This window comes from Aeromonas sp. 602200 (genome assembly GCF_049173895.1).
In the GTDB taxonomy this organism is placed as follows: Bacteria; Pseudomonadota; Gammaproteobacteria; order Enterobacterales; family Aeromonadaceae; genus Aeromonas; species Aeromonas veronii_A.
In genome coordinates, this window is sequence record NZ_JAAKSL010000007.1 from 154,584 (window position 1) to 174,479 (window position 19,896).

Annotated in this window: 18 protein-coding genes and 1 pseudogene; 16 read left to right on the top strand and 3 right to left on the bottom strand. The window is 61.7% G+C overall.

The features are described 5' to 3' along the window. Positions 1–14 precede the first annotated feature (14 nt). The 3 genes from G5221_RS10920 to pspF all read right to left on the bottom strand — a co-directional run bounded on the left by G5221_RS10920 (position 15) and on the right by pspF (position 3,709). Positions 15–974 (bottom strand): ABC transporter permease, encoded by a 960-nt coding sequence (locus G5221_RS10920; RefSeq protein ID WP_158113400.1) that lies wholly within the window; start codon positions 972–974, stop codon positions 15–17. A gap of 2 nt (positions 975–976) precedes the next feature. Further along, positions 977–2,572 carry an ABC transporter substrate-binding protein SapA gene (gene sapA / locus G5221_RS10925; protein ID WP_040069341.1) on the bottom strand — a complete coding sequence of 532 codons (1,596 nt, stop codon included), beginning with the start codon at positions 2,570–2,572 and terminating at the stop codon, positions 977–979. 108 nt (positions 2,573–2,680) lie between these two features. Beyond that, positions 2,681–3,709: a phage shock protein operon transcriptional activator gene (pspF, locus tag G5221_RS10930; protein ID WP_005333674.1), complete on the bottom strand. Its 1,029-nt coding sequence runs from the start codon at positions 3,707–3,709 to the stop codon at positions 2,681–2,683. Between the two features lie 196 nt (positions 3,710–3,905). Here pspF and pspA point away from each other — a divergent pair, with 196 nt between their 5' ends. The 16 genes and pseudogenes from pspA to G5221_RS11010 all read left to right on the top strand — a co-directional run bounded on the left by pspA (position 3,906) and on the right by G5221_RS11010 (position 19,887). Beyond that, positions 3,906–4,592: a phage shock protein PspA gene (pspA, locus tag G5221_RS10935; protein ID WP_005361184.1), complete on the top strand. Its 687-nt coding sequence runs from the start codon at positions 3,906–3,908 to the stop codon at positions 4,590–4,592. Positions 4,593–4,595: 3 nt separating this feature from the next. Further along, positions 4,596–4,832, top strand: a complete 237-nt coding sequence (pspB, locus tag G5221_RS10940; RefSeq protein ID WP_005333672.1) for an envelope stress response membrane protein PspB — start codon at positions 4,596–4,598, stop codon at positions 4,830–4,832. Further along, a complete protein-coding gene (pspC, locus tag G5221_RS10945; protein ID WP_421263233.1) occupies positions 4,829–5,233 on the top strand; it encodes an envelope stress response membrane protein PspC in 405 nt (134 codons plus the stop codon). The genes pspB and pspC overlap by 4 nt, the downstream gene beginning before the upstream one ends. 145 nt (positions 5,234–5,378) lie before the next feature. Beyond that, the gene (locus G5221_RS10950; protein WP_421263234.1) at positions 5,379–6,785 is read left to right on the top strand and encodes a YcjX family protein; all 1,407 of its coding nucleotides are present in this window, start codon (positions 5,379–5,381) and stop codon (positions 6,783–6,785) included. Between the two features lie 53 nt (positions 6,786–6,838). After that, positions 6,839–7,870, top strand: a complete 1,032-nt coding sequence (locus G5221_RS10955) for a YcjF family protein (protein ID WP_421263235.1) — start codon at positions 6,839–6,841, stop codon at positions 7,868–7,870. Positions 7,871–8,060: 190 nt separating this feature from the next. Then, complete coding sequence (locus G5221_RS10960) at positions 8,061–8,984, top strand: LysR family transcriptional regulator (protein WP_005346246.1); 924 nt, start codon at positions 8,061–8,063, stop codon at positions 8,982–8,984. 197 nt (positions 8,985–9,181) lie between these two features. Next, the gene (locus G5221_RS10965; protein ID WP_335865069.1) at positions 9,182–10,327 is read left to right on the top strand and encodes an ABC transporter substrate-binding protein; all 1,146 of its coding nucleotides are present in this window, start codon (positions 9,182–9,184) and stop codon (positions 10,325–10,327) included. Positions 10,328–10,417: 90 nt separating this feature from the next. Next, entirely contained in the window at positions 10,418–11,431 is a 1,014-nt protein-coding gene (locus G5221_RS10970) for an ABC transporter ATP-binding protein (protein ID WP_139407866.1), read from the top strand. Beyond that, on the top strand, positions 11,428–12,396 hold the full coding sequence (locus G5221_RS10975) for an ABC transporter permease (RefSeq protein ID WP_005346227.1): 969 nt from the start codon (positions 11,428–11,430) through the stop codon (positions 12,394–12,396). Before G5221_RS10970 ends, G5221_RS10975 begins: the two co-directional genes overlap by 4 nt. A 35-nt stretch (positions 12,397–12,431) precedes the next feature. Beyond that, complete coding sequence (locus G5221_RS10980) at positions 12,432–13,259, top strand: ABC transporter permease (RefSeq protein WP_005352644.1); 828 nt, start codon at positions 12,432–12,434, stop codon at positions 13,257–13,259. A 29-nt stretch (positions 13,260–13,288) separates the two neighbouring features. After that, on the top strand, positions 13,289–14,719 hold the full coding sequence (locus G5221_RS10985; protein ID WP_216953438.1) for a gamma-aminobutyraldehyde dehydrogenase: 1,431 nt from the start codon (positions 13,289–13,291) through the stop codon (positions 14,717–14,719). 152 nt (positions 14,720–14,871) lie between these two features. After that, complete coding sequence (phhA, locus tag G5221_RS10990; protein WP_421263236.1) at positions 14,872–15,666, top strand: phenylalanine 4-monooxygenase; 795 nt, start codon at positions 14,872–14,874, stop codon at positions 15,664–15,666. 52 nt (positions 15,667–15,718) lie between these two features. Beyond that, positions 15,719–16,201, top strand: a pseudogene (locus tag G5221_RS10995) (4a-hydroxytetrahydrobiopterin dehydratase); the annotation flags it as partial. A gap of 154 nt (positions 16,202–16,355) precedes the next feature. Beyond that, a complete protein-coding gene (gene tyrR, locus G5221_RS11000; RefSeq protein WP_216953439.1) occupies positions 16,356–17,903 on the top strand; it encodes a transcriptional regulator TyrR in 1,548 nt (515 codons plus the stop codon). Between the two features lie 188 nt (positions 17,904–18,091). Continuing rightward, complete coding sequence (locus G5221_RS11005) at positions 18,092–18,649, top strand: YfiR family protein (protein WP_227342662.1); 558 nt, start codon at positions 18,092–18,094, stop codon at positions 18,647–18,649. Then, entirely contained in the window at positions 18,646–19,887 is a 1,242-nt protein-coding gene (locus G5221_RS11010; RefSeq protein WP_421263237.1) for a diguanylate cyclase domain-containing protein, read from the top strand. Before G5221_RS11005 ends, G5221_RS11010 begins: the two co-directional genes overlap by 4 nt. The last annotated feature ends 9 nt before the right edge of the window (positions 19,888–19,896 follow it).

The window sequence follows — 19,896 nt, forward strand, 5'->3', positions numbered from 1 at the left end:
CGCCATGAGCGCGTTCAATCCTGTTTGGCATAGAGCTCTTTGCGCCGTGCCGGATAGATAAGGGTGGTCAGCAACTCTGTGCTGACGCTGATCAGAATCACGAAACTGGCCACCACCAGAGTGGCGCCGCGGATGGCCGCGTAATCCTGCAGGGCGATGCTGCTGATGAGCCAGCGGCCGATCCCGTGCCACTCGAACACCACCTCGGTGATCATGGCGGAGGTGAGCACACTGCCCAGTTGCAAACCCAGCAGCGGCAGCACCGGCGGCAGGGCGTTCTTCAGACCATGGCGCCAGACGATCTGTGCCTTGGACAGGCCCCGGCTCGCCGCCGCCTTGATGTAGTTCTGCTTCATTACGTCGATGAGCGAGCTGCGCACATGACGGATCACCTCGGTGGTGGGCACCACCGCCAGCACTAGTGACGGGAGGATAAGGTGGCGCAGGGCATCGTGCAGTGCCGCTTGCCGCCAGGGTTCGTGGCTCAACAACACATCGATCAGGGCAATACCGGTAATGTGTGGTACGTCGTAGAGCAGGCTGATCTGTCCTGATGATGGTAGCCAGCCGAGATCCAGCGAAAAGAGCATTACCACCAGCAGTGCCAGCCAGAATACCGGCACCGCATAGCCGATAAGACCGGCGGTCATGATGGAGAGATCCAGCGTCTTGCCTTGTGACAGGGCCGCCAGGGTGCCGAGGGGGATACCCACCAGCAGCGAGATGGCAAATGCCGCTAGGCAGAGGATCAGGGTGGCGGGAAAATAGTGGCGGATCTCGTCCAGCACCGGCAGCCCGGAGACGCTGGAGAGCCCCAGGTCGCCTGCGAAAATGCGGCGCAGGAAGTCGGGATAGCCGCTCCAGAAGCTGAGCTGATTGCCGATCAGCCGATAGTCCAGCAGGTAGGCGACAAAGGTCAGCGCCAGTAGAGTGATAAGCAGCAGGTTGATGCGGCGCAAGGTGTATAGAAGCATGCTTACTCCCTGTGAGCCTGGTTGAAGGAGGTGCCGCCAAAGGGCATCAGCGTCAGCCCCTCGATGTCGCTGCGGCTGACCTGGGTACGCAAGGCGTGCGCCAGCGGGATCAGCGGCAGCTGTTCGTTAAGCAGGGTCTGGGCATAGTAGTAGTTACGCAGCCGGAACGAGAGCTGGGGCGTGGTGACCGCATCATCCAGCAACTGATCGAAGGCCGGGCTACACCAGCGGCTGTAGTTGTTGCCGCGCTCCACTGCCGAGCAGCTCAGCAGCTGGCGGAAGAAGTTGTCCGGATCGGCGTTATCGGCAATCCAGCCGGAGAGTAGACTGTCGTACTGCCCCTTGGTGAGACGGCCTTCGATCACCGGCCACTCCCGTTGCACGATCTTGAGCTTGATCCCGACCTTGGCCAGATCGCTGCGGATCAGCTGGGCGGTCTTGACCGCATCCGGGTTGTAGGGGCGGGCGTCTGGCTGTACCAGCACCTGCATCTCGAACCCTTTCTCCAGCCCCGCCTCCTTGAGCAGCTGGCGCGCCCGTTTCAGGTCGGGTTTGCGCTCGGGCAGGCTGGGGTTGTACCCCCACGAGAGGGTCGGCAACAGGCTGTTGGCGGGCAGGCCGGTATCGAAATAGACCGCCTGCAACAGGTTGTCGATGTTGATGGCGCTGGCAATGGCCTGACGCACCTTGACGTTGTTGAACGGCGGCTTGCGGGTATTGAGGGCCAAAAAGGCGACGTTCATCCCCGACTGGACCGAGAGACTGAGCGCCGGATTTTGCTTGATCACCGAGAGCTGACTGGCGGAAGGGGTGCTCATAACGTCGCACTCGCCGGTCAGCAGCTTGGCCAGCCGTTTGGCGGATTTGGGGGTAATGTCGTAGACCAGCTGTTCAATCTTGGCATCACCGCCCCAGTAGCCGGGGTGGCGCAGATAGCGAATGAACTCGTTGTGGCGATACTCCTTGAAGCTGAACGGTCCGGTGCCGATAGGGCGGCTATCGAGCAGGGCTGGGGTGCCCGCCTGCAACATCTGCTCGGCGTATTCGGCGGAGAGGATCACCGCATAGTCGCTGGCCAGAGTGGCGAGGAAGGAAGCGTTCGGCTGGTTCAGCTCGAACACTACCGTCTGCGGCCCCTTTTTGCTCACCCGCTTGATCAGCAGGTCTTGCCCCAGGCTGTAGAAGTAGGGGTAATCGCCGCCGGAGACATTGTGATAGGGGTGCTGCTCGTCAAGCTGGCGGGCATAGGTGAAGACCACGTCATCGGCATTGAAAGTGCGGGTGGGCTTGAACCAGGGGGTATGGTGAAACGTCACCCCCTTGCGCAGGGTCAGGGTATAGGTGAGGCCATCCTCGCTGACATGCCAGTTGGTGGCGAGCGCCGGCTCCAGCGCCAGGGTATTGGGGTTCACCTCCAGCAGGCGGTCGTAGAGCGGACGGGCACTGGCATCCAGTGTCACCCCGGAGTTGGAAACATGGGGATTGAAGGAGAGGGGGGATCCCTCAGCACAATAGATGAGTCCGGTTTTGGAGGCCTCGGGTTGCTTCTGGCAGCCGGTGACCAGCACCAGCATACCCAGCAGCAAGGGTGTGAGCATTCTCATTGTTGAACCATGTTCTTATAGGGGGTTTGTACGCACGTTTTGATACAAATGTGCCAGCGCGAAGGCTGGCGTGTTGCTGGAGTCGGCATCAACCGCACTCCTTCACTCTTGTTCTGCATCGTTATCGCCATCCAGCAGCTGATATTTGCGTAGCATGCCACGGAACTGGTGATAGCTTAAGGCCAGCAGTTGAGCGGCTTTGCGCTGATTATACTGGGATTGCTGCATCGCTTGCTTGAGTAAATTAATCTCGTACTCCGCCACCGCCTGCTTGAGATCGAGCGGCAAGGCGAGGGGGGATGCAGATTGTACCTCGCTTCGGGCCTCTTGCGCAGGTTGCGTGACCTGTGGTCGCCAGGGGGAATCAAACGGGTTGAGCACCAGGGTCGAGAGCGGCAGCTGGGGATTGCCCTGACGATAGATACTGCGCTCCACCACGTTCTTCAGCTCCCGCACGTTGCCCGGCCAGTGGTAATCCAGCAGCAGCTGGGTTGCCTTACGCGAGAAACCGGCAAACAGCGGATAGCCCAGCTCCCGCGTCATGCTGTGGGCGAAGTGTTCCGCCAGCATCAGGATATCTTCCCGCCGCTCCCGCAAGGGGGGGAGGGTGATCACATCAAACGCGAGTCGGTCGAGCAGATCGTGGCGAAACTGCCCCTTGTCGGCCAGCGCAGGGAGATCCTCGTTGGTGGCGCAGACCAGCCGCACATCCACCTTGAGGGGCTTGGCCCCACCCACTCGCTCGAACTCGCCATACTCGATGACCCGCAGCAGCTTCTCCTGCACCCGGGCGCTGGTGGTGGCCAGCTCGTCGAGGAACAGAGTGCCGCCATCGGCCCGCTCGAAGCGGCCCTGATGGCGCTTGGCCGCGCCGGTAAACGATCCCGCTTCGTGGCCGAACAGCTCGGTTTCCAGCAGGCTCTCGCTCAGGGTGGCGCAGTTGATGGTGACAAAGCTTTGATCCCAGCGCGCCGAGAGATAATGTAGGCGGTGGGCGATCAGCTCCTTGCCCGTCCCCCGCTCACCGATGATCAGCACGGGTTTGCGCAGCGGGGCGAGCCGTGAGGCCTGCTCAATGATCTCGAGAAATGCGTTGGATTCCCCCAGCAGGCTTTCCGTGGCCGTGGTCATAGTGATCCCTGTCAGTTGTAAAAGCTGGTCAATCTTACCAAAAGTTGGTGATTTTAATCATCTCTTGCGCGAGGCATCTTGCAATCCGGCTATTCTGCCCCATATAAATCAACAAGTTAAATTTTGTTCCAGATTGGCACACAAGTTGCCATTGTCAATGGAGAAACAACGCCATGCCAATAACAGGAGTGCAATCATGAGTATTTTTTCCCGTCTGGCCGACATCATCAATTCCAACCTGACGGCCCTGCTCGACAAGGCAGAAGATCCCCAGAAGATGGTGCGCCTGATCATCCAGGAGATGGAGGACGAGCTGGTCAAAGAGCGTTCCAATCTGGCCCGCTTCCTCGCCAGCCAGAAAGAGATTGGTCGTCAGGTCGCCCGTCATCAGGAGCGGGTCGACGAGTGGCAAGCCAAGGCCGAGCTGGCCCTGACCAAGGGGCGTGAAGATCTGGCCCGCGCCGCCCTTATCGAGAAGAAGAAACAGACCGAGTTGTCAGAGACCCTCTACCGCGAGCAGCAGGCGGTCGATAGCGGCATCGAGAAGCTGGGTGAAGAGATCCGTCAGCTCGAAGCCAAGCTGGAAGATGCCCGCGCCCGTCAAAAGGCGATGGCCATTCGCACCGAAGCGGCCAGCAGCCGTCTCAATGTGCAGAGCCAGGTAGCCCGTGGCGAGAGCCAGGCGGTGGTGAGCAAGTTTGAGCGGATGGAGCGTCGCATCGACGAAATGGAAGCGCGCGCCGATCTGGGTCAGTCCGACAAGGCGCTGGCGCAACAGTTTGCCGAGCTGGAAGTGGACGATCAGATAAGTCGTGAGCTGGAAGCCATGCGCCAGAAGCTGGGCCAGGGCGACAGCAAAAGCGAAGGCAAACAGGGGGAGTAACAGATGGAAGATCTGCTGGGCGTATTGATGGTTCCCATGGTGGTCTTCATGGTGGTGGTAGCCCCCATCTGGCTGGTGCTGCACTATCGTGCCAAGGGGCGGATTGGCGCCGGTCTTGCTGATAGCGAGCGGGAACAGCTGCAAGGGCTGCTGGCTCGCACCGAGAAGATGCAGGAGCGAGTGGGCGCGCTGGAGTCGATTCTGGATGCGGAAGTACCCGGTTGGAGGAACAAGGTATGAGCAGTGTCAGTCGTGAAGGGCGTAACCTCTATCGTGATCCCCAGCGTGGCAAGATAGCCGGGATCTGTGCCGGTTTGGCTGAGTATTTCGGGGTGGAGACCTGGATCGTGCGGCTGCTCGCCATCAGTGGCCTTATCTTCGCCGGTTTCATCACCTTCACCGCCTATATCGCCGCCTGGTTCCTGCTCGACAAAAAGCCGGTCACCCTCTATTCGCAAGAGGATGCCGACTTTGCCGAGGTGCGGATGAAAGCGCGCAGCTGGCAGGCGGGGATCACCCCTCATCAGGCGCTGGGCCGTATCGAGCAGGAACTTGACGCGCTGGAGCCCAGAGTTCAGCGGATCGAGAAACTGGTGACCTCCAGGGAGTTCACCCTGCAGCGGGAATTTCGCAAGCTGTAGTGCTTGCTAAAGCACTCAATGTCGATGGTGGAATCTTCTGTGATGATCCACTATCGACGACAACTATCCAGACGTGGATAAGCGGTCGACCTCTCGCACGGCTGAGCACGCCGGATGCAACCACCAAGGGAGAACGGATCAAGCCTTGATACTCAACAAACTGGAACAGAAGTTGACTCGCCTGCAACACAAGGCGAACGACGTGGTGAACCGGGTGCGGGATCGCCATATCCGGCTGGCGGTGACCGGCCTCTCTCGCAGCGGCAAAACCGCCTTTATCACGGCGTTGGTCAACCAGCTGGAACACGCGGCCATCGATGGCCGTTTGCCGTTGTGGGATGCCCTGCGTCAAGGGCGCATCCTCGGCGCCCGCCGGGTGCCGCAGCTCAATGCCCACATCCCCACCTTTGCCTACGAGCGTGGCCTCGACTCCCTGTTTGGCGATCCACCTGCCTGGCCCGAGCCCACCCGCGGCGTGGCCGAAGTGCGCCTCGAAATCCGCTATCGCACCCGTCACCCTCTGCGCAAGCATCTGGGGGAGATCTCCACCCTCTACGTGGATCTGGTGGACTACCCCGGGGAGTGGCTGCTCGACTTGCCGCTCCTTGAGATGAGCTACGAGCAGTGGAGCGAACAGGTGCGCGAGCAGCTGCGCCGCCCAGAGCTGCAGGCGCTTGCCGCCAGCTGGCTGACACCCGGGTGGCAGGCCGATCAGCGCTTCGAAGAGCGGCCGGTGGCTGAGCTGGCCGAGCGCTACACCGCCTACCTGCACGCCTGCAAACAGGAGCTGGGATTGCACCTTATTCAACCCGGCCGTTTCGTGTTGCCGGGGGAGTATGCCGGTGCCCCCATGCTGCAGTTTGTCCCCTGGGTGTGGGATATGCCTGCCAGCGAGCCTGCCGATGGCACCCTCTACGCCACCCTCAAGCAGCGCTTCGAGCAGTACAAGCAGCATCTGGTGCAGGGTTTTTATGAGCAGCACTTTGCCGGTTTTGATCGCCAGATCGTGCTGGTGGATTGCCTGCAGCCGCTTAACGCCGGGGCGGCCAGCTTTGGCGACATGCAGCAGGCCATCGCCCGCATCATGGAGAGCTTTGCCTATGGCAAGAGCAACTGGTGGCGGCGACTCTTCTCGCCCCGTATCGACAAGCTGCTGTTTGTGGCGAGCAAGGCCGATCACGTCACCCCCGAACAGCATGCGCCCATGGTCTCCCTGCTCCAGCATCTGGTGCGCAGTGGCCGCGGCCAGGCCCGTTTTGAGGGGATCACCACCGAGTGTCTGGCGCTCGCCGCCATCAAGGCGACCGAAGTGGGCAAGGGGGTGGCCAATGGCCGCGAGTTCCCCGCCATCCGTGGCACCAGTCTGAGCGGTGAGCCGCTGCTGCTCTTCCCCGGGGAGGTGCCGCCCCATATTCCGCCTGCGCAGTGGTGGAACAATCAGGGCTTTGATTTTCAGGCGTTTCGCCCCATGCCCATGAGCACCCATCAGGCGCTGCCCCATATCCGGCTCGATGCGGCGCTGGAGTTTCTGCTCGGGGATCACCTCGAATAACGGTGTGCAGTCTTGGCACCTGAGCCGAAGGCTGCGCACAGGAGAACAATGCGATGAACGATCAGATAAAAGAGCGGCCACCGCTGCAGGGCAAGGTGATCCTAGAGCCTGCCTTGACTGTGGCCAGTGACGAGCGACCGCCCGCACCGGCCCAGCGGCTGGAGGAGGCGAGTTTCGAGCGCCTCGACGAGCTGGACGAGCTCACCGAGGTGGAGAGCGCCCTCGTCATCAAACCGCGCCGCCGCCATCGGCTGCTGGCGTGGGGGCTGGGGGCGGTCGGTCTGCTCTCGTTGGGCCAGTATGGCGCCTTTCTTTACGATCAATTCCTCACCACCCCGCTCTGGGGCAGCGCCTGGCTGGCGGCCTCGGCGCTGGTGGCGGCGGGCTTCGCCAGCGTGGTGGAGCGCGAGTGGCTGCGCCTGCGCACCCTCAAGCGGCGTCAGGATGTGCGCTCGCGGGCAGAAGATCTGCTGGCCCATCAGGGTGTCGGGCAGGGGCAGGCCTTTTGCGAAGGGTTGGCGGTCAAAAGTGGCGACAAGGGGCGCGAAGGGTATCAAACCTGGCTGGCCCAGCTCGACGAGAGCCACAGCGATCGGGAGGTGCTGACCCTTTACAGTCAGCTGGTATTGAGCGAACGCGACAAACTGGCGCAGGCGCGGGTGGCCAAATGGTCGGGGGAGGCCGCTGTGCTGGTGGCGCTCAGCCCGCTCGCCACCGTCGACATGATGCTGATGTTGTGGCGCAACCTGCGGATGATTGAAGATATCGCCGATGTCTACGCCATCGAACTTGGTTACTGGAGCCGGATTCGCCTCATCCGTCAGGTGTTTCGCAACATGCTCTACGCCGGTGCTACCGAGCTGGTGACCGAGGTGGGGATGGACTTGCTGGGCGCCGAGTTTGCCGCCAAGCTCTCTGCCCGCGCGGCGCAAGGGGTGGGGGCCGGGCTGCTCACTGCTCGCCTTGGCCTGCGTACTATAGAGGCGTGCCGCCCGCTGCCCTGGTGTGCGGACGAGAAGCCGAAACTCGGCGAGCTGCGCAAGCGGCTGATCGGCCAGCTGGCGGGGTATCTCAACAAATCCTGATAGCCCTGTCTGCACCTTGCTGCGATGACCCATGCCCCTGTTGTGCTCGCCAAGCCGCAGGGGCATGGTTTTAATCGGCAGATCATTGAGTTGGCAGCAGTGTCCGGTTTTGGCGAGGCGCCCGTTTACGGTTAAGCTGGCAGTCAATCTTACCAATCACACTCATCGTACCAATCGGCAAGGATGCCCGATGAACTTTACCTTTCGCCAGATCCGTTATTTTGTTGCCGTGGCCGACAGCTTTTCAGTGAGTCGTGCCGCAGCCGAGCTTCATATCTCCCAGTCTGCGGTCACCAGCGCCATTCGCGAGCTGGAGACCGAGCTCGGCGCCCCGCTATTCGAGCGCAATCCGCGCGGCGTCACCCTCACCACCCAAGGCCACCAGTTTTTACTCCACGCCCGCCGCATTCTCGGCGCCATGACCGAGGCGAGCCACTCCCTCAAAGCGGTGGCCCAGCAGGATCAGGGGCGACTCACCATCGGCGTGACCACCTTGGTGGCGGGTTACTACCTCTCAGAGGCGCTTGGCCGCTTTCGCCGTGCCTTTCCGGCGGTACAGATCGAGGTGAAGGAGGATGAACAGCCTTTTCTGGAGCACCAGATCGTCAATGGCGAGGTGGATGTGGGGATCCTGATGACCAACCGCACCATCCGGCAAGAGGCGTTTGATACCGAATTGCTGACCCGTTCGCCGCTGCGGCTCTGGCTGGCAGCCAACCACCCGCTCTGCGCCGAGTCGACCCTCTCGCTCACCGCACTGGGGGAGGAGCCGATGATCTCGCTGACCGCCGATCAGCTGGATCAGATCATCGGTGGCGGCCTGCGCCGCTACGGCATCTCCCCCCGTATCGTGCTGCGCACCGCGTCGGTGGAGGCAGTGCGCAGTCTGGTGGCGAGCCAGCTCGGGGTCGCCCTGTTGCCCGATTTTGCCTATCGCCCCTGGTCGCTGGAGCAGGAGCGGGTCGAGGCGCGCCCCATCAAAGAGCCCATTCCCGCCATCGATATCGGGCTGGTGTGGCGCCGTGGTTCTCGGCTGGATTGGACGGCGCGGGAATTTATCGATATTGCGCGGGATCAGAGCCGGTTGCGGGCCCGTCAGGCGCTCCCTCGCTAGCCATCTCTTGCGGGGTAGCCACCAAAAATCAGATTCATCTGCACTCGATATCGATTTAGCTGATACCTGAGCCACCAAAAATTGAAATATTCATCGTATTGCCACTCCCCTAAGCTCATTGCTGGTTAACAGGATGTTAACGCACACGGCGGCGTTCCCTCACCTGATGCAAGTCAACACAATGCAAGGAGTGCATGATGAAATTGACCCCTCTGATGCTGGCTCTTGTTCCGGCGCTGCTGGCAGGCCAGACCCAGGCTGCCCCGACCGAGCTCGGCAAGGGTGAAGGCCAGCTCAATATCGTGGCCTGGGCTGGCTACGTTGAGCGTGGCGAGACCGACAAGAACTACGACTGGGTGACCGGATTCGAGAAAGAGACCGGCTGCAAGGTGAGCGTCAAGACGGCGGCCACCTCGGACGAGATGGTGGCCTTGATGAACGAGGGGGGCTTCGATCTGGTGACCGCCTCCGGCGATGCCAGTCTGCGTCTGATTGCCGGTGGCAAGGTGCAGGCGCTCAATCTGGCACTCATCCCGAGCTACAGCAAGATTGATCCCCGGCTGCAAAATGCCCCCTGGCACACTGTGGATGGCAAGCACTACGGCGTGCCCTACCAGTGGGGCGGAAATATCCTGATGTACAACACCAAGGTATTCCCCAAGGCACCGGACTCCTGGAACGTGGTATTCGAGGAACAGACCCTGGCGGATGGCAAGTCTAACAAGGGGCGGGTGCAGGCCTTTGACGGCCCGATCCACATCGCCGATGCCGCCCTCTATCTGATGACCCATCAGCCCGCGCTGGGCATCAAGGATCCTTACGAGCTGAACGAGGATCAGTACAAGGCCTCTCTCGATCTGCTGCGCAAGCAGCGTCAGCTGGTGGGACGCTACTGGCATGATGCCTTCGTCCAGATCGATGACTTCAAGAACGAAGGGGTGGTTGCCTCCGGCTCCTGGCCGTTCCAGGCCAACGCCCTGATCGCCGACAAGCAACCTATCGCCACCACTGTGCCCAAAGAGGGCGTCACCGGTTGGGCCGATACCAGTATGGTGCACAGCGATGCCAAGAACCTCACCTGCGCTTACAAGTGGCTGGAGCACTCCCTGAACAACAAGCTACAGGGGGATCTCGCCGCCTGGTTTGGCTCGGTGCCTGTGGTGCCTGCCGCCTGCGAGGGCAATGCCCTGCTTGGCCCGACCGGGTGCAAAACCAACGGTATCGACAACTTCGATCGGGTTCGTTTCTGGCGCACTCCGGTCTCCCAGTGCAAGAGCCAGGGAACTTGCGTGCCCTATTACCGCTGGGTTTCCGACTATATCGCCATTCTGGGTGGTCGCTAAGGCGCTCCGACTCTGCACGACTGCCGAGACCGGATAATCAAGCGGGCCGGACAGGAGTCCGGCCCATCCCAGCACAGACAAGGACGCCCCATGAACGCCGTACAATTTGACCGGGTCAGCCGCCACTATGGCGAGGTGAAGGCGGTCGATGACATCTCTTTCCAGATCCCCTCCGGGGAATTCTTTACCCTGCTGGGGCCGAGCGGTTCCGGCAAGACCACTTGCCTGCGGATGATCGCGGGCTTCGAGTACCCGAGCGACGGGGAGATCCGCCTGTTCGGCGAGCCCTGCTCCACCGTGCCCCCCTACGATCGCAACCTCAATACCGTGTTTCAGGACTATGCCCTGTTTCCCAACATGGATGTGCGCGACAACATCGGCTATGGCCTGATGCTCAAGGGGGTCGCCAAGGCACAGCGTTACCGCAAGGTGGACGAGATGCTGGAGCTGGTGCGACTGCCCGGGGTCGGCAAGCGCCGCCCGAGCCAGCTCTCCGGCGGCCAGCGCCAGCGCATCGCCATCGCCAGAGCCCTCATCAACCAGCCACGCATCCTGCTGCTGGATGAGCCGCTGGGGGCCCTCGATCTCAAGCTGCGCGAGCAGATGCAGCTTGAGCTCAAGGCGTTGCAACGCCAGCTGGGCATCACCTTTATCTTCGTCACCCACGATCAGCAGGAGGCGCTCTCTATGAGCGACCGGATCTGCATCTTCAGCCAGGGCAAGATCGAGCAGATAGCCGCCCCCGATACCATCTACGATGCTCCGGCGACGCCGTTTGTGGCCCGCTTCGTTGGCACCGTCAATCTGTTCGAAGGGGAGCAGGCCAGACGGCTGTGCGGCGACGGCAGCCAGATGATGGTGCGCCCGGAGCGGATCCGGCTCGCTGAGGCGGGCACGCCGGGCTGGTCGGGGGAGATCCGCGAGGTGGAGTATCTGGGTCCCTTCGTCCGTTATCGGGTTGATCTCGGGGAGCAGCTCGAGATCATCGTCAACCACCCCAATGAGGGGCAGGCCCGTCTGGCGCGTGGCAGCAGGGTCAGCCTCAGCTGGCCGGAGCAGGCTATCCATCGCCTGAGCGGCGCCCATCAGGGGGCGCAGCCATGAGTGCCCCTCACAGTGCGAGTCTTGCCATGAACCATCAGCCCGAACCTGCCCGTTTCAGGCCGCTGCGGCGCCTCTCGACCCTGCTCTATGGTCGGCCCGGCCTGCTGCTGGCGATCCTGCTGGGGCCGCCGCTGCTGTGGCTCGGCATCATCTATGTCGGCTCCTTGCTGATGCTGCTCTCCAACTCTCTGTTCGGGCTGGACGAGTTCAGCGGTCAGGTGCGCCACGAGCTGGGGCTGCAAAACTTCGTCGCCCTGCTGCGGCCGGAGAATCTGGATGTGATCGGCCGCACCGTCGGCATGTCGTTGCTGGTGACCCTGGCATGCGCCCTGCTCGGTTTTCCGGTTGCCTACTACATGGCACGCTACACCAGTGGCAAGACCCGGGCGCTGTTCTATGTGGGGATCATGCTGCCGCTCTGGTCCAGCTATCTGGTGCGGGTCTATGCCTGGAAGCTGATTTTGGCCAAGGAGGGGGTAGTGAGCTGGCTGGCCGACAGCATGGGGCTGGAGTGGCTGCTCGATGCAATCCTCTCCCTGCCGGTGATAGGTGGCCCGTCGCTCTCTTTTTCGCGGCTCGGCACCTTTATCGTGTTCGTCTATGTCTGGCTGCCCTTCATGATCCTGCCCATTCAGGCAGCGGTGGAGCGTATACCGCGATCCCTGCTGGAGGCGAGCAGCGATCTGGGGGCGACACCCGCCCAGACCTTTCGCAACCTGATCCTGCCGCTGGCGTTGCCCGGTGTGGTGGCGGGCTCCATTTTCACCTTCTCGCTGACCCTCGGTGATTACATCATCCCCGGCATCATCGGCAACTCGACCATGTATATCGGTCAGGTGGTCTACATGCAGCAGGGAACGGCGGGCAATCTGCCCTTTGCCGCCGCCTTCTCGCTGGTGCCGATCCTTATCATCGCCATCTATCTGGCGATTGCGAAACGGTTAGGAGCCTTTGATGCGCTTTGACTCTATCGCTTTGAACCGGCAGCAAGGAGGCCGTCATGTCAGCTAGCTCAGTGAGCCGTCAGGGAGAGCGCCCTTCGGGCCTGCTCAAGTACGCCGCCATCGGTGGACTCTTGTTCCTGCACTTTCCCATTCTGTTTATCTTCCTCTACGCCTTCACCAGCGAGAGCAAGAGTTACCAGTTTCCGCCCCCCGGGCTCACCCTCAAGTGGTTCGAGGTGACCCTCAATCGCCCCGATGTGTGGCGTGCCATCCAGCTGTCGCTGGAGGTCGCGGGGCTGGCGACGTTGGCAGCCATGATCCTCGGCACCTTGGCGGCAGGGGCCATTGCCCGCAGCCGCTTCTTCGGTCAGGAGGTGGTGTCGCTGTTGCTGGTGTTGCCCATCGCGCTGCCCGGTATCGTCACCGGTATCGCGCTGCGCTCGGCCTACGGCTTGATGGAGATCCCGTTCAGCTTCTGGACCATCGTTATCGGCCACGCCACCTTCTGTGTGGTGGTGGTCTACAACAATGCGCTGGCCCGTTTTCGCCGCACCAACCAGAGCCTCATCGAGGCGTCGATGGATCTCGGGGCCGACGGCTTCCAGACCCTGCGCTACGTGATCCTGCCCAATCTGGCCACGGCGCTGCTGGCGGGGGGCATGCTGGCCTTTGCCCTGAGTTTTGACGAAGTGATCGTTACTACCTTCACTGCGGGCCAGCAGACCACGCTGCCCATCTGGATGTATCAGGAGCTGATCCGTCCCCGAGACAGGCCGGTCACCAACGTGGTGGCCCTCATCATAGTGGCCTTCACCACTATCCCCATTTTGCTTGCCTACTACCTCACTCGCGACACCCATGATGTCGCTGGCAGTGGCAAATGATGACTCAACGCGTGCGCAAGGATGCAACCATGAAACTCTCTACCCAACTCTTGATTGATGGCCAGTTTGTGACCGGCGAGGGGCAGGCCGAACCCATTCTCAACCCGGCCAACGGCGAACAGATCGCCGCCGTGCCCGAAGCCTCGTTCGAACAGGTGAACCGGGCGGTGAACGGTGCCCAGCGCGCCTTCGCCCAGTGGAGCCGCACTACCCCGGCAAGCCGCAGCAACCTGCTGCTGCGTCTGGCGGATCTCGTCGAGCGCCACGCCGAGGAGTTTGCGGCGCTGGAATCCCTCAACTGCGGCAAACCCTATCTGGCTGTGCTCAACGACGAGCTGCCCGCGGTGGTGGACTGCTTCCGCTTCTTTGCCGGGGCGGCCCGCTGCCTGCAAGGGCCGCTGGCGGGGGAGTATCTCGAGGGGCACACCAGCATGATCCGCCGCGACCCCATTGGTGTTGTGGGCAGTATCGCCCCCTGGAACTACCCGCTGATGATGGCGGCCTGGAAGATGGCGCCGGTGCTGGCGGCGGGCAATACGGTGGTGCTCAAACCCTCCGAGCAGACCCCGCTCACCGCTTTGCGGCTTGCCGAACTGGCCAGCGAGATCTTCCCCCGCGGCGTCATCAACGTCATCTGCGGGCGGGGCGAGAGTGTAGGGGCGCCGCTGGTGGAGCACCCGCTGGTGCGGATGGTGTCGCTCACCGGCGATATCGCCACCGGCCAGAAGATCCTGCAGAGCGCCGCCCGCACCATGAAGCGCACCCACCTTGAGCTGGGGGGCAAGGCACCGGTGATCATCTTCGACGATGCGGATCTGGAGGCCGTAGTGGCGGGCATTCGCACCTTCGGTTTTTACAATGCAGGGCAAGATTGCACCGCCGCCTGCCGTATCTATGCCCAGGGCAAGATCTACGACAAGTTCGTCGCCGCCATGACCGATGCGGTGGCCTCCATCAAGGTGGGCAGCCAGTACGAGGAGGGGGTTGAGATGGGGCCGCTTATCTCGGACAGACAGCGCAACCGGGTCGCCAGCTTTGTCGAGCGGGCCCAGAGCAGCGGTCATGTGGAGGTGACGGCGGGGGGCAAGATCCGTCCCGGCAACGGCTTCTTCTTCGAGCCGACCCTGATTGTCGGGGCCCGGCAGGAGGATGAGATCGTGCGCCGCGAGGTGTTTGGCCCCGTGGTGTCGGTGACCCGTTTCAGCGATGCCGAGCAGGTGGTGCAGTGGGCCAACGACTCGGACTATGGCCTCGCCTCGTCGGTCTGGACCAAAGATCTGAGCCTCGCCAGCAAGGTGGCCAGCCACTTGCAATATGGCTGCACCTGGATCAACACCCACTTCATGCTCACCTCCGAGATGCCCCACGGCGGCATGAAGATGTCGGGCTACGGCAAGGATCTCTCCCTCTATGCGCTGGAGGATTACACAGTGCCGCGCCATATCATGGTCAAGCTGTAGTGGGGATTGGTTAGCGGATTGTCACAATTTATTTACAACTGTTTCCGGCAGCCGACTCATGGGTCGGCTGCTTTTTTTGTTGCCATTTCGTTACAGTGAAACCGTGATGAAACGGCAAGGCGCCTGATGTGGCGCCAGAGGATGGAACCGCTATGGCAACCTTTTACACCGCCCACCAGCCGGATGCTGACGGGGTGATCCACTACAGCAACGAGGAGCATGGTACCTGGCAGATCCTGATCGAACGCCAGTTCGCCGCCTTCGATGGCAAGGGGTGTAACGAATATCTGGCCGGTCTCGACAGGCTGGGGCTGCCCCGTGATCGCATCCCCCAGCTGGCCGAGATCAACGCCGTCTTGCAGCCTGCGACCGGCTGGTCGGTGGCGGCAGTACCTGCACTTATCTCGTTCGATCGCTTCTTCGCCCTGCTGGCCAATCGCCAGTTTCCGGTGGCGACCTTTATCCGGCGCCGCGACGAGCTCGACTACCTGCAAGAGCCCGATATCTTTCACGAGATCTTCGGCCATTGCGCCATGCTGACCAATCCGGCCTTTGCCCACTTCACCCACCTATACGGTCAGTTGGGGCAGCAGGCGAGCAAGGAGCAGCGGGTTTTTCTGGCGCGGCTCTACTGGTTCACCGTGGAGTTTGGCCTCTTGGCAACGCCGGACGGGCTGCGTATCTACGGTGGCGGCATTCTCTCCTCCATCGGCGAGACCGCCTATGCCCTCTGTGGCAAACCGCTGCTGCAACCCTTCGATCTACTGACTGTGCTGCGCACCCCGTATCGCATCGACATCATGCAGCCCACCTATTTTGTGCTGCCTAGTCTCGATCATCTCTACCAGCTGACCGGGGAGGAGATCATGGCTGCTCTGGCCGAGGCCAGTCGGCTTGGCCTCTATCCGCCGCGCTTTGAGGTTCCCGCTGGCAAACAGGCGAGCTGACCAAAAGCAAACAACCCTATTTCATTTTCATTAATTCAAGCAGGAGTAACCCATGTCCGAACTGGCCAGCCAGCAGTGTGAAGCGTGCCGCGCCGATGCCCCCAAGGTGAGCGATGAGGAGCTGCGCGAGCTGATGCAGCTTATTCCCGACTGGCAGCCGCTGGTGGTGGAGGGGGCGCTGCAACTGCGGCGGGAATTTACGTTTCGCAACTTCAAGGATGCGCTGGCGTTTACCAACCGCCTGGGGGAGCTGGCGGAAGCGGAGTTCCATCATCCGGCCATCCTGACCGAGTGGGGGAAGGTGACCGTCAGCTGGTGGACCCACAAGATCGGCGGATTACACCGCAACGACTTCATCATGGCTGCGCGTACAGACCAATTGCCCAGATAATCTGAGAACAGGTTGAGGCGGAGTATCCCCCTTCCTGCATTTCTGACCGAATGGGGGAAGGTGACCGTCAGCTGGTGGATGCATAAGATCGGCGGTTTGCATCGCAACGACTTCATCATGGCGGCGCGCACCGATCAGTTGCTCCGCTAATCGCACCCCACACCAGCGTCATCGGTTGACCCGGGCCTGCCTGCGAAAGCGGGGCAGGCCCGCATTTTTATGGGCTGGCGCTCGCACTGGGGGGATCGAGACTGTATTATCCGCTCATTCATAGAGTTAGCTAGGAAGTGTGTCCCGAATGCGTCTTGAAGTCAGCTGTGAAGACCGCCTGGGCCTGACCCGGGAACTGCTCGACCGCCTGGTGGAGCACAATATCGATCTGCGCGGCATCGAAATCGATACCTCAGGCATCATCTATCTCAACTTTCCCGAGCTGGAGTTCAGTGATTTTCAGCATTTGATGCCGGAGATCCGCCGCATTCCCGGCGTCTACGACGTCAAGACCATCCCTTACATGCCTTCCGAGCGAGAGCACCACGAAATCGAGGCGCTGCTCAAGGCGCTGCCGGATCTGGTCTTCTCTCTCGACAGCAAGGGCAAGGTGACCCAGGCCAATCAGTCTGCCCTCACCACCCTCGGCTTGCCGGTGGAGGAGGTGCGCGGGGTGGCGCTCGGTTCGCTGGTCAAGGGGTTCTCCTTCACCCGCTGGCTGGAGGCGAGCGAGATCAAGCCGCAGACCTGCAAGCTCAGTTTCAATGGCGAAGAGTATCTGGCAGATCTGATGCCGCTGTTCGTGGCAGAAGCCCGCGGCAAGCAGGCGCTGGCCGGTGCCGTGGTGGTGCTCAAATCTGCCCGTCGGGTCGGCCTGCACTTCAGCGCGCTTCATGCGGTGGAAGTGGGAGGCTTCGAGCATCTGCAGGCCGAGAGCCCCAAGATGAAAGAGGTGCTGTCGCAAGCGCGCAAACTGGCGATGCAGGACGCGCCGCTGCTGATTGTCGGTGAGACCGGTACCGGCAAGGAGCTGCTGGCCCGTGCCTGTCACGGGGCCAGCCTGCGCTCCAGCCACCCCTTTATGGCCCTCAACTGCGCCGCCATGCCCGATAACGTGGCCGAGAGCGAGCTGTTTGGTTATGCCCCCGGCGCCTTTGGCAACAACACCGAGGGCAAGCGCGGCGTGCTGGAGCTGGCGAGCGGCGGCACCCTGATGCTGGACGAGATCGGCGACATGTCTCCCCATCTGCAGACCAAGTTTTTGCGGGTGCTGCAGGATGGGGTGTTCCGCCGGGTCGGTGACGAGCAGGAGGTGAAGGTCAACGTGCGTTTCATCTGCACCACCCAGAAGCAGTTGCTGGATCTGGTGCACGAAGGAACCTTCCGCGAGGATCTCTACTATCGCCTCAACGTGCTCAGTCTGACGCTGCCCCCCCTGCGCGAGCGCAAGGCAGACATCATGGTGCTGGCCCAGCAGTTTGTCTCCCGCTTTGCCAGCGAGTTGCAGCGACCCCGTCCGCGCTTTACCCGCAACATGGCCGACTACCTGACCGCCTACCGCTGGCCGGGCAACGTGCGTCAGCTGCGCAACTGTCTCTACCGCGCCATGACACTGCTGGAAGGGGATGAGCTGGGGCCCGAGCAGATCGACCTGCCGGTGGCGGCCGATACCATGCCGCTGATCGACGAGTGGTTTGAGGGGAACCTCGACGATGCGGTGAAGCGCTTCGAGAGCCAGCTGCTGGCCCGGCTCTATCCCGCCTTCCCGTCGACCCGTCAGTTGGCCAAACGCCTGGGCGTGTCGCATACCGCCATCGCCAACAAGCTGCGGGAATATGGCATCAGCAAGAAGTAAGTTGTTCCGGATGCCAGCCAACAGAGAGCCCGTCACCAGACGGGCTCTCTGTTTTCTTTATACGGCTTCCGGGCGGGAGGGCTTCGGGAGACTTGTCAGGCCAGTGTCCACCAACTTACTATCTGGATACATGTACCCGAACCGCTATGCCACTGCAGCGGTGTTGTCAAGGCGGCCACTTCCCGATCATGCTGTTACTCTTTTCTCCCCGTTTCGCCGCTCGCCTGGCGCCCTTGCTGTTAGGGTTTGGTCTGCTGTTGCCTCACGCGCTGGCGGAAACGGCCGCAGAGAGCCGGGCGACGGCGGTCAGAGAGCTGGTGCTCGATATCCTGAGTTACACTCGCTGGCCCACCGAGCCTGCGGTGCTGCGCCTGTGTGTGGCGGCGCCGACGGAGTATGCCGGAGCCCTCTTTACCATCGATCGTCAGGCCAATGGCCGTGCCGTGCAGGTCAATCGCTACGACGCGAGTGATCCGGCCATCAGTGATAATTGCGATGTGCTCTATCTCGGCGTCGTCGACGAGCCGACCCGGATTGCGTTGTTTGCGCGCTTGCAGGGTCATTCAGTGCTCAGCATCAGCGAATACAACCACGACTGTTCCACCAGCTCGGTGTTCTGTCTGCAGACCGAGCCACAGAGTGTGCGAGTGCGGTTTAAAGTGAACCTCGATGCCCTGGCCCTGAGCGGCGTACGAGTACATCCCGCTGTGCTCAAGCTGGCCCGTGCCGACAAGGGGGTCCCATGAGGCGACAGGTCAGCGCGGATCCCCGTCTTCCGACCCTGCGTCAGAGCCTGGGGCGAACCCATCTGGTGGCCGCCATCACGGCCGTCAGCGTGGCGGGACTCTTTTTTACTCTGATTGCCTTGCTGGTAGTACGCTTCTACGCCGATCACAATCTGGAGCTGGTGGCCCGCGCAATCAGCTACAGCGCCGAGGCGGCGGTGGTGTTCCACGATGAAGAGGCAGCGAGCGAGGCGCTTGGCGGTATTGTCGCCCATGAGGAGGTGGCCGAAGCCAGTATCGTGCTGGCCAATGGTCAACAGCTCGCTAAATGGGTTCGTCCCGTCAGCAATCCGCTGGCCACAGTCGAAGATTATCTTGCCCGCCTGCTGTTACCGGGGCCGGTCACCTATCCCATGCTGCGGGGAGGTGATCAGATTGCCACCATAGAGCTGCGCGGTCATGGCGAGTATCTGTTGCTGTTCTTGCTCTCGGTGCTGCTGGTGATGGTGATTTGCCTGGTGTTGAGTGTGATGGGCGCCTTCTATGTCGCCGGGCGGATGCAGGTCGCGATCACCTCGCCACTGCGACAACTGGCACAGGTCGCCCACTCGGTGCGTCGACAACGCACTCTGGGGATGCGGGCGCCACCGGCCGATATCGTCGAGCTCAATGAACTGGGAGAGGATTTCAACGCCCTGCTGGATGAGCTGCAAGCCTGGCAGGCTCATCAGGCGCGGGAGAACGCCAGTCTGCTCCACCAGGCGACCCATGATGCGTTGACCGGGTTGCCCAACCGGGCGTTATTCGAAGCTCGCCTCGAGCATGCCATTGGCGAGGCAAGCGAGGGGGGGGCCCCGTTCGCCCTGCTTTATCTCGATTGCGATCGTTTCAAACAGATTAACGACACCCTGGGGCACAACGCCGGTGACGATGTGCTGGTGACCCTCTCCCGGCGGGTACAGCATCAGCTGCGCCCCGGAGATCTGGTCTGCCGGCTGGGGGGAGATGAGTTCGCCATACTGCTGACACCTGTGCATCTGGGGCAGGATGTGGAAGAGGTGATCGACCGCATTCAGCAGGCGATGAGTGATCCTGTGGTATTGCGAGATGGACAGCAACTGGTGGCAGGGATCAGCATCGGTTTTGCCATCCATCAACCCGGGACCCGCGCCAGCGAGCTGTGCGAGCTGGCAGACAAAGCCATGTATTTGGCAAAACGTACACGCCGTGAGGAGGTTGAGGCCGCCAAATCGGCGTGAGTCAAGGTG

Bases quoted from the DNA above. Each gene is read 5' to 3' on its own strand.
- G5221_RS10985 (WP_216953438.1), top strand. From the start codon at position 13,289: ATGAAACTCTCTACCCAACTCTTGATTGATGGCCAGTTTGTGACCGGC.
- G5221_RS10980 (WP_005352644.1), top strand. From the start codon at position 12,432: ATGTCAGCTAGCTCAGTGAGCCGTCAGGGAGAGCGCCCTTCGGGCCTG.
- pspF (WP_005333674.1), bottom strand. From the start codon at position 3,709: ATGACCACGGCCACGGAAAGCCTGCTGGGGGAATCCAACGCATTTCTC.
- tyrR (WP_216953439.1), top strand. From the start codon at position 16,356: ATGCGTCTTGAAGTCAGCTGTGAAGACCGCCTGGGCCTGACCCGGGAA.
- G5221_RS10960 (WP_005346246.1), top strand. From the start codon at position 8,061: ATGAACTTTACCTTTCGCCAGATCCGTTATTTTGTTGCCGTGGCCGAC.
- G5221_RS10920 (WP_158113400.1), bottom strand. From the start codon at position 974: ATGCTTCTATACACCTTGCGCCGCATCAACCTGCTGCTTATCACTCTA.
- pspA (WP_005361184.1), top strand. From the start codon at position 3,906: ATGAGTATTTTTTCCCGTCTGGCCGACATCATCAATTCCAACCTGACG.
- pspB (WP_005333672.1), top strand. From the start codon at position 4,596: ATGGAAGATCTGCTGGGCGTATTGATGGTTCCCATGGTGGTCTTCATG.
- G5221_RS10975 (WP_005346227.1), top strand. From the start codon at position 11,428: ATGAGTGCCCCTCACAGTGCGAGTCTTGCCATGAACCATCAGCCCGAA.
- phhA (WP_421263236.1), top strand. From the start codon at position 14,872: ATGGCAACCTTTTACACCGCCCACCAGCCGGATGCTGACGGGGTGATC.
- pspC (WP_421263233.1), top strand. From the start codon at position 4,829: ATGAGCAGTGTCAGTCGTGAAGGGCGTAACCTCTATCGTGATCCCCAG.
- G5221_RS11005 (WP_227342662.1), top strand. From the start codon at position 18,092: ATGCTGTTACTCTTTTCTCCCCGTTTCGCCGCTCGCCTGGCGCCCTTG.
- sapA (WP_040069341.1), bottom strand. From the start codon at position 2,572: ATGCTCACACCCTTGCTGCTGGGTATGCTGGTGCTGGTCACCGGCTGC.
- G5221_RS10970 (WP_139407866.1), top strand. From the start codon at position 10,418: ATGAACGCCGTACAATTTGACCGGGTCAGCCGCCACTATGGCGAGGTG.
- G5221_RS11010 (WP_421263237.1), top strand. From the start codon at position 18,646: ATGAGGCGACAGGTCAGCGCGGATCCCCGTCTTCCGACCCTGCGTCAG.
- G5221_RS10965 (WP_335865069.1), top strand. From the start codon at position 9,182: ATGAAATTGACCCCTCTGATGCTGGCTCTTGTTCCGGCGCTGCTGGCA.
- G5221_RS10955 (WP_421263235.1), top strand. From the start codon at position 6,839: ATGAACGATCAGATAAAAGAGCGGCCACCGCTGCAGGGCAAGGTGATC.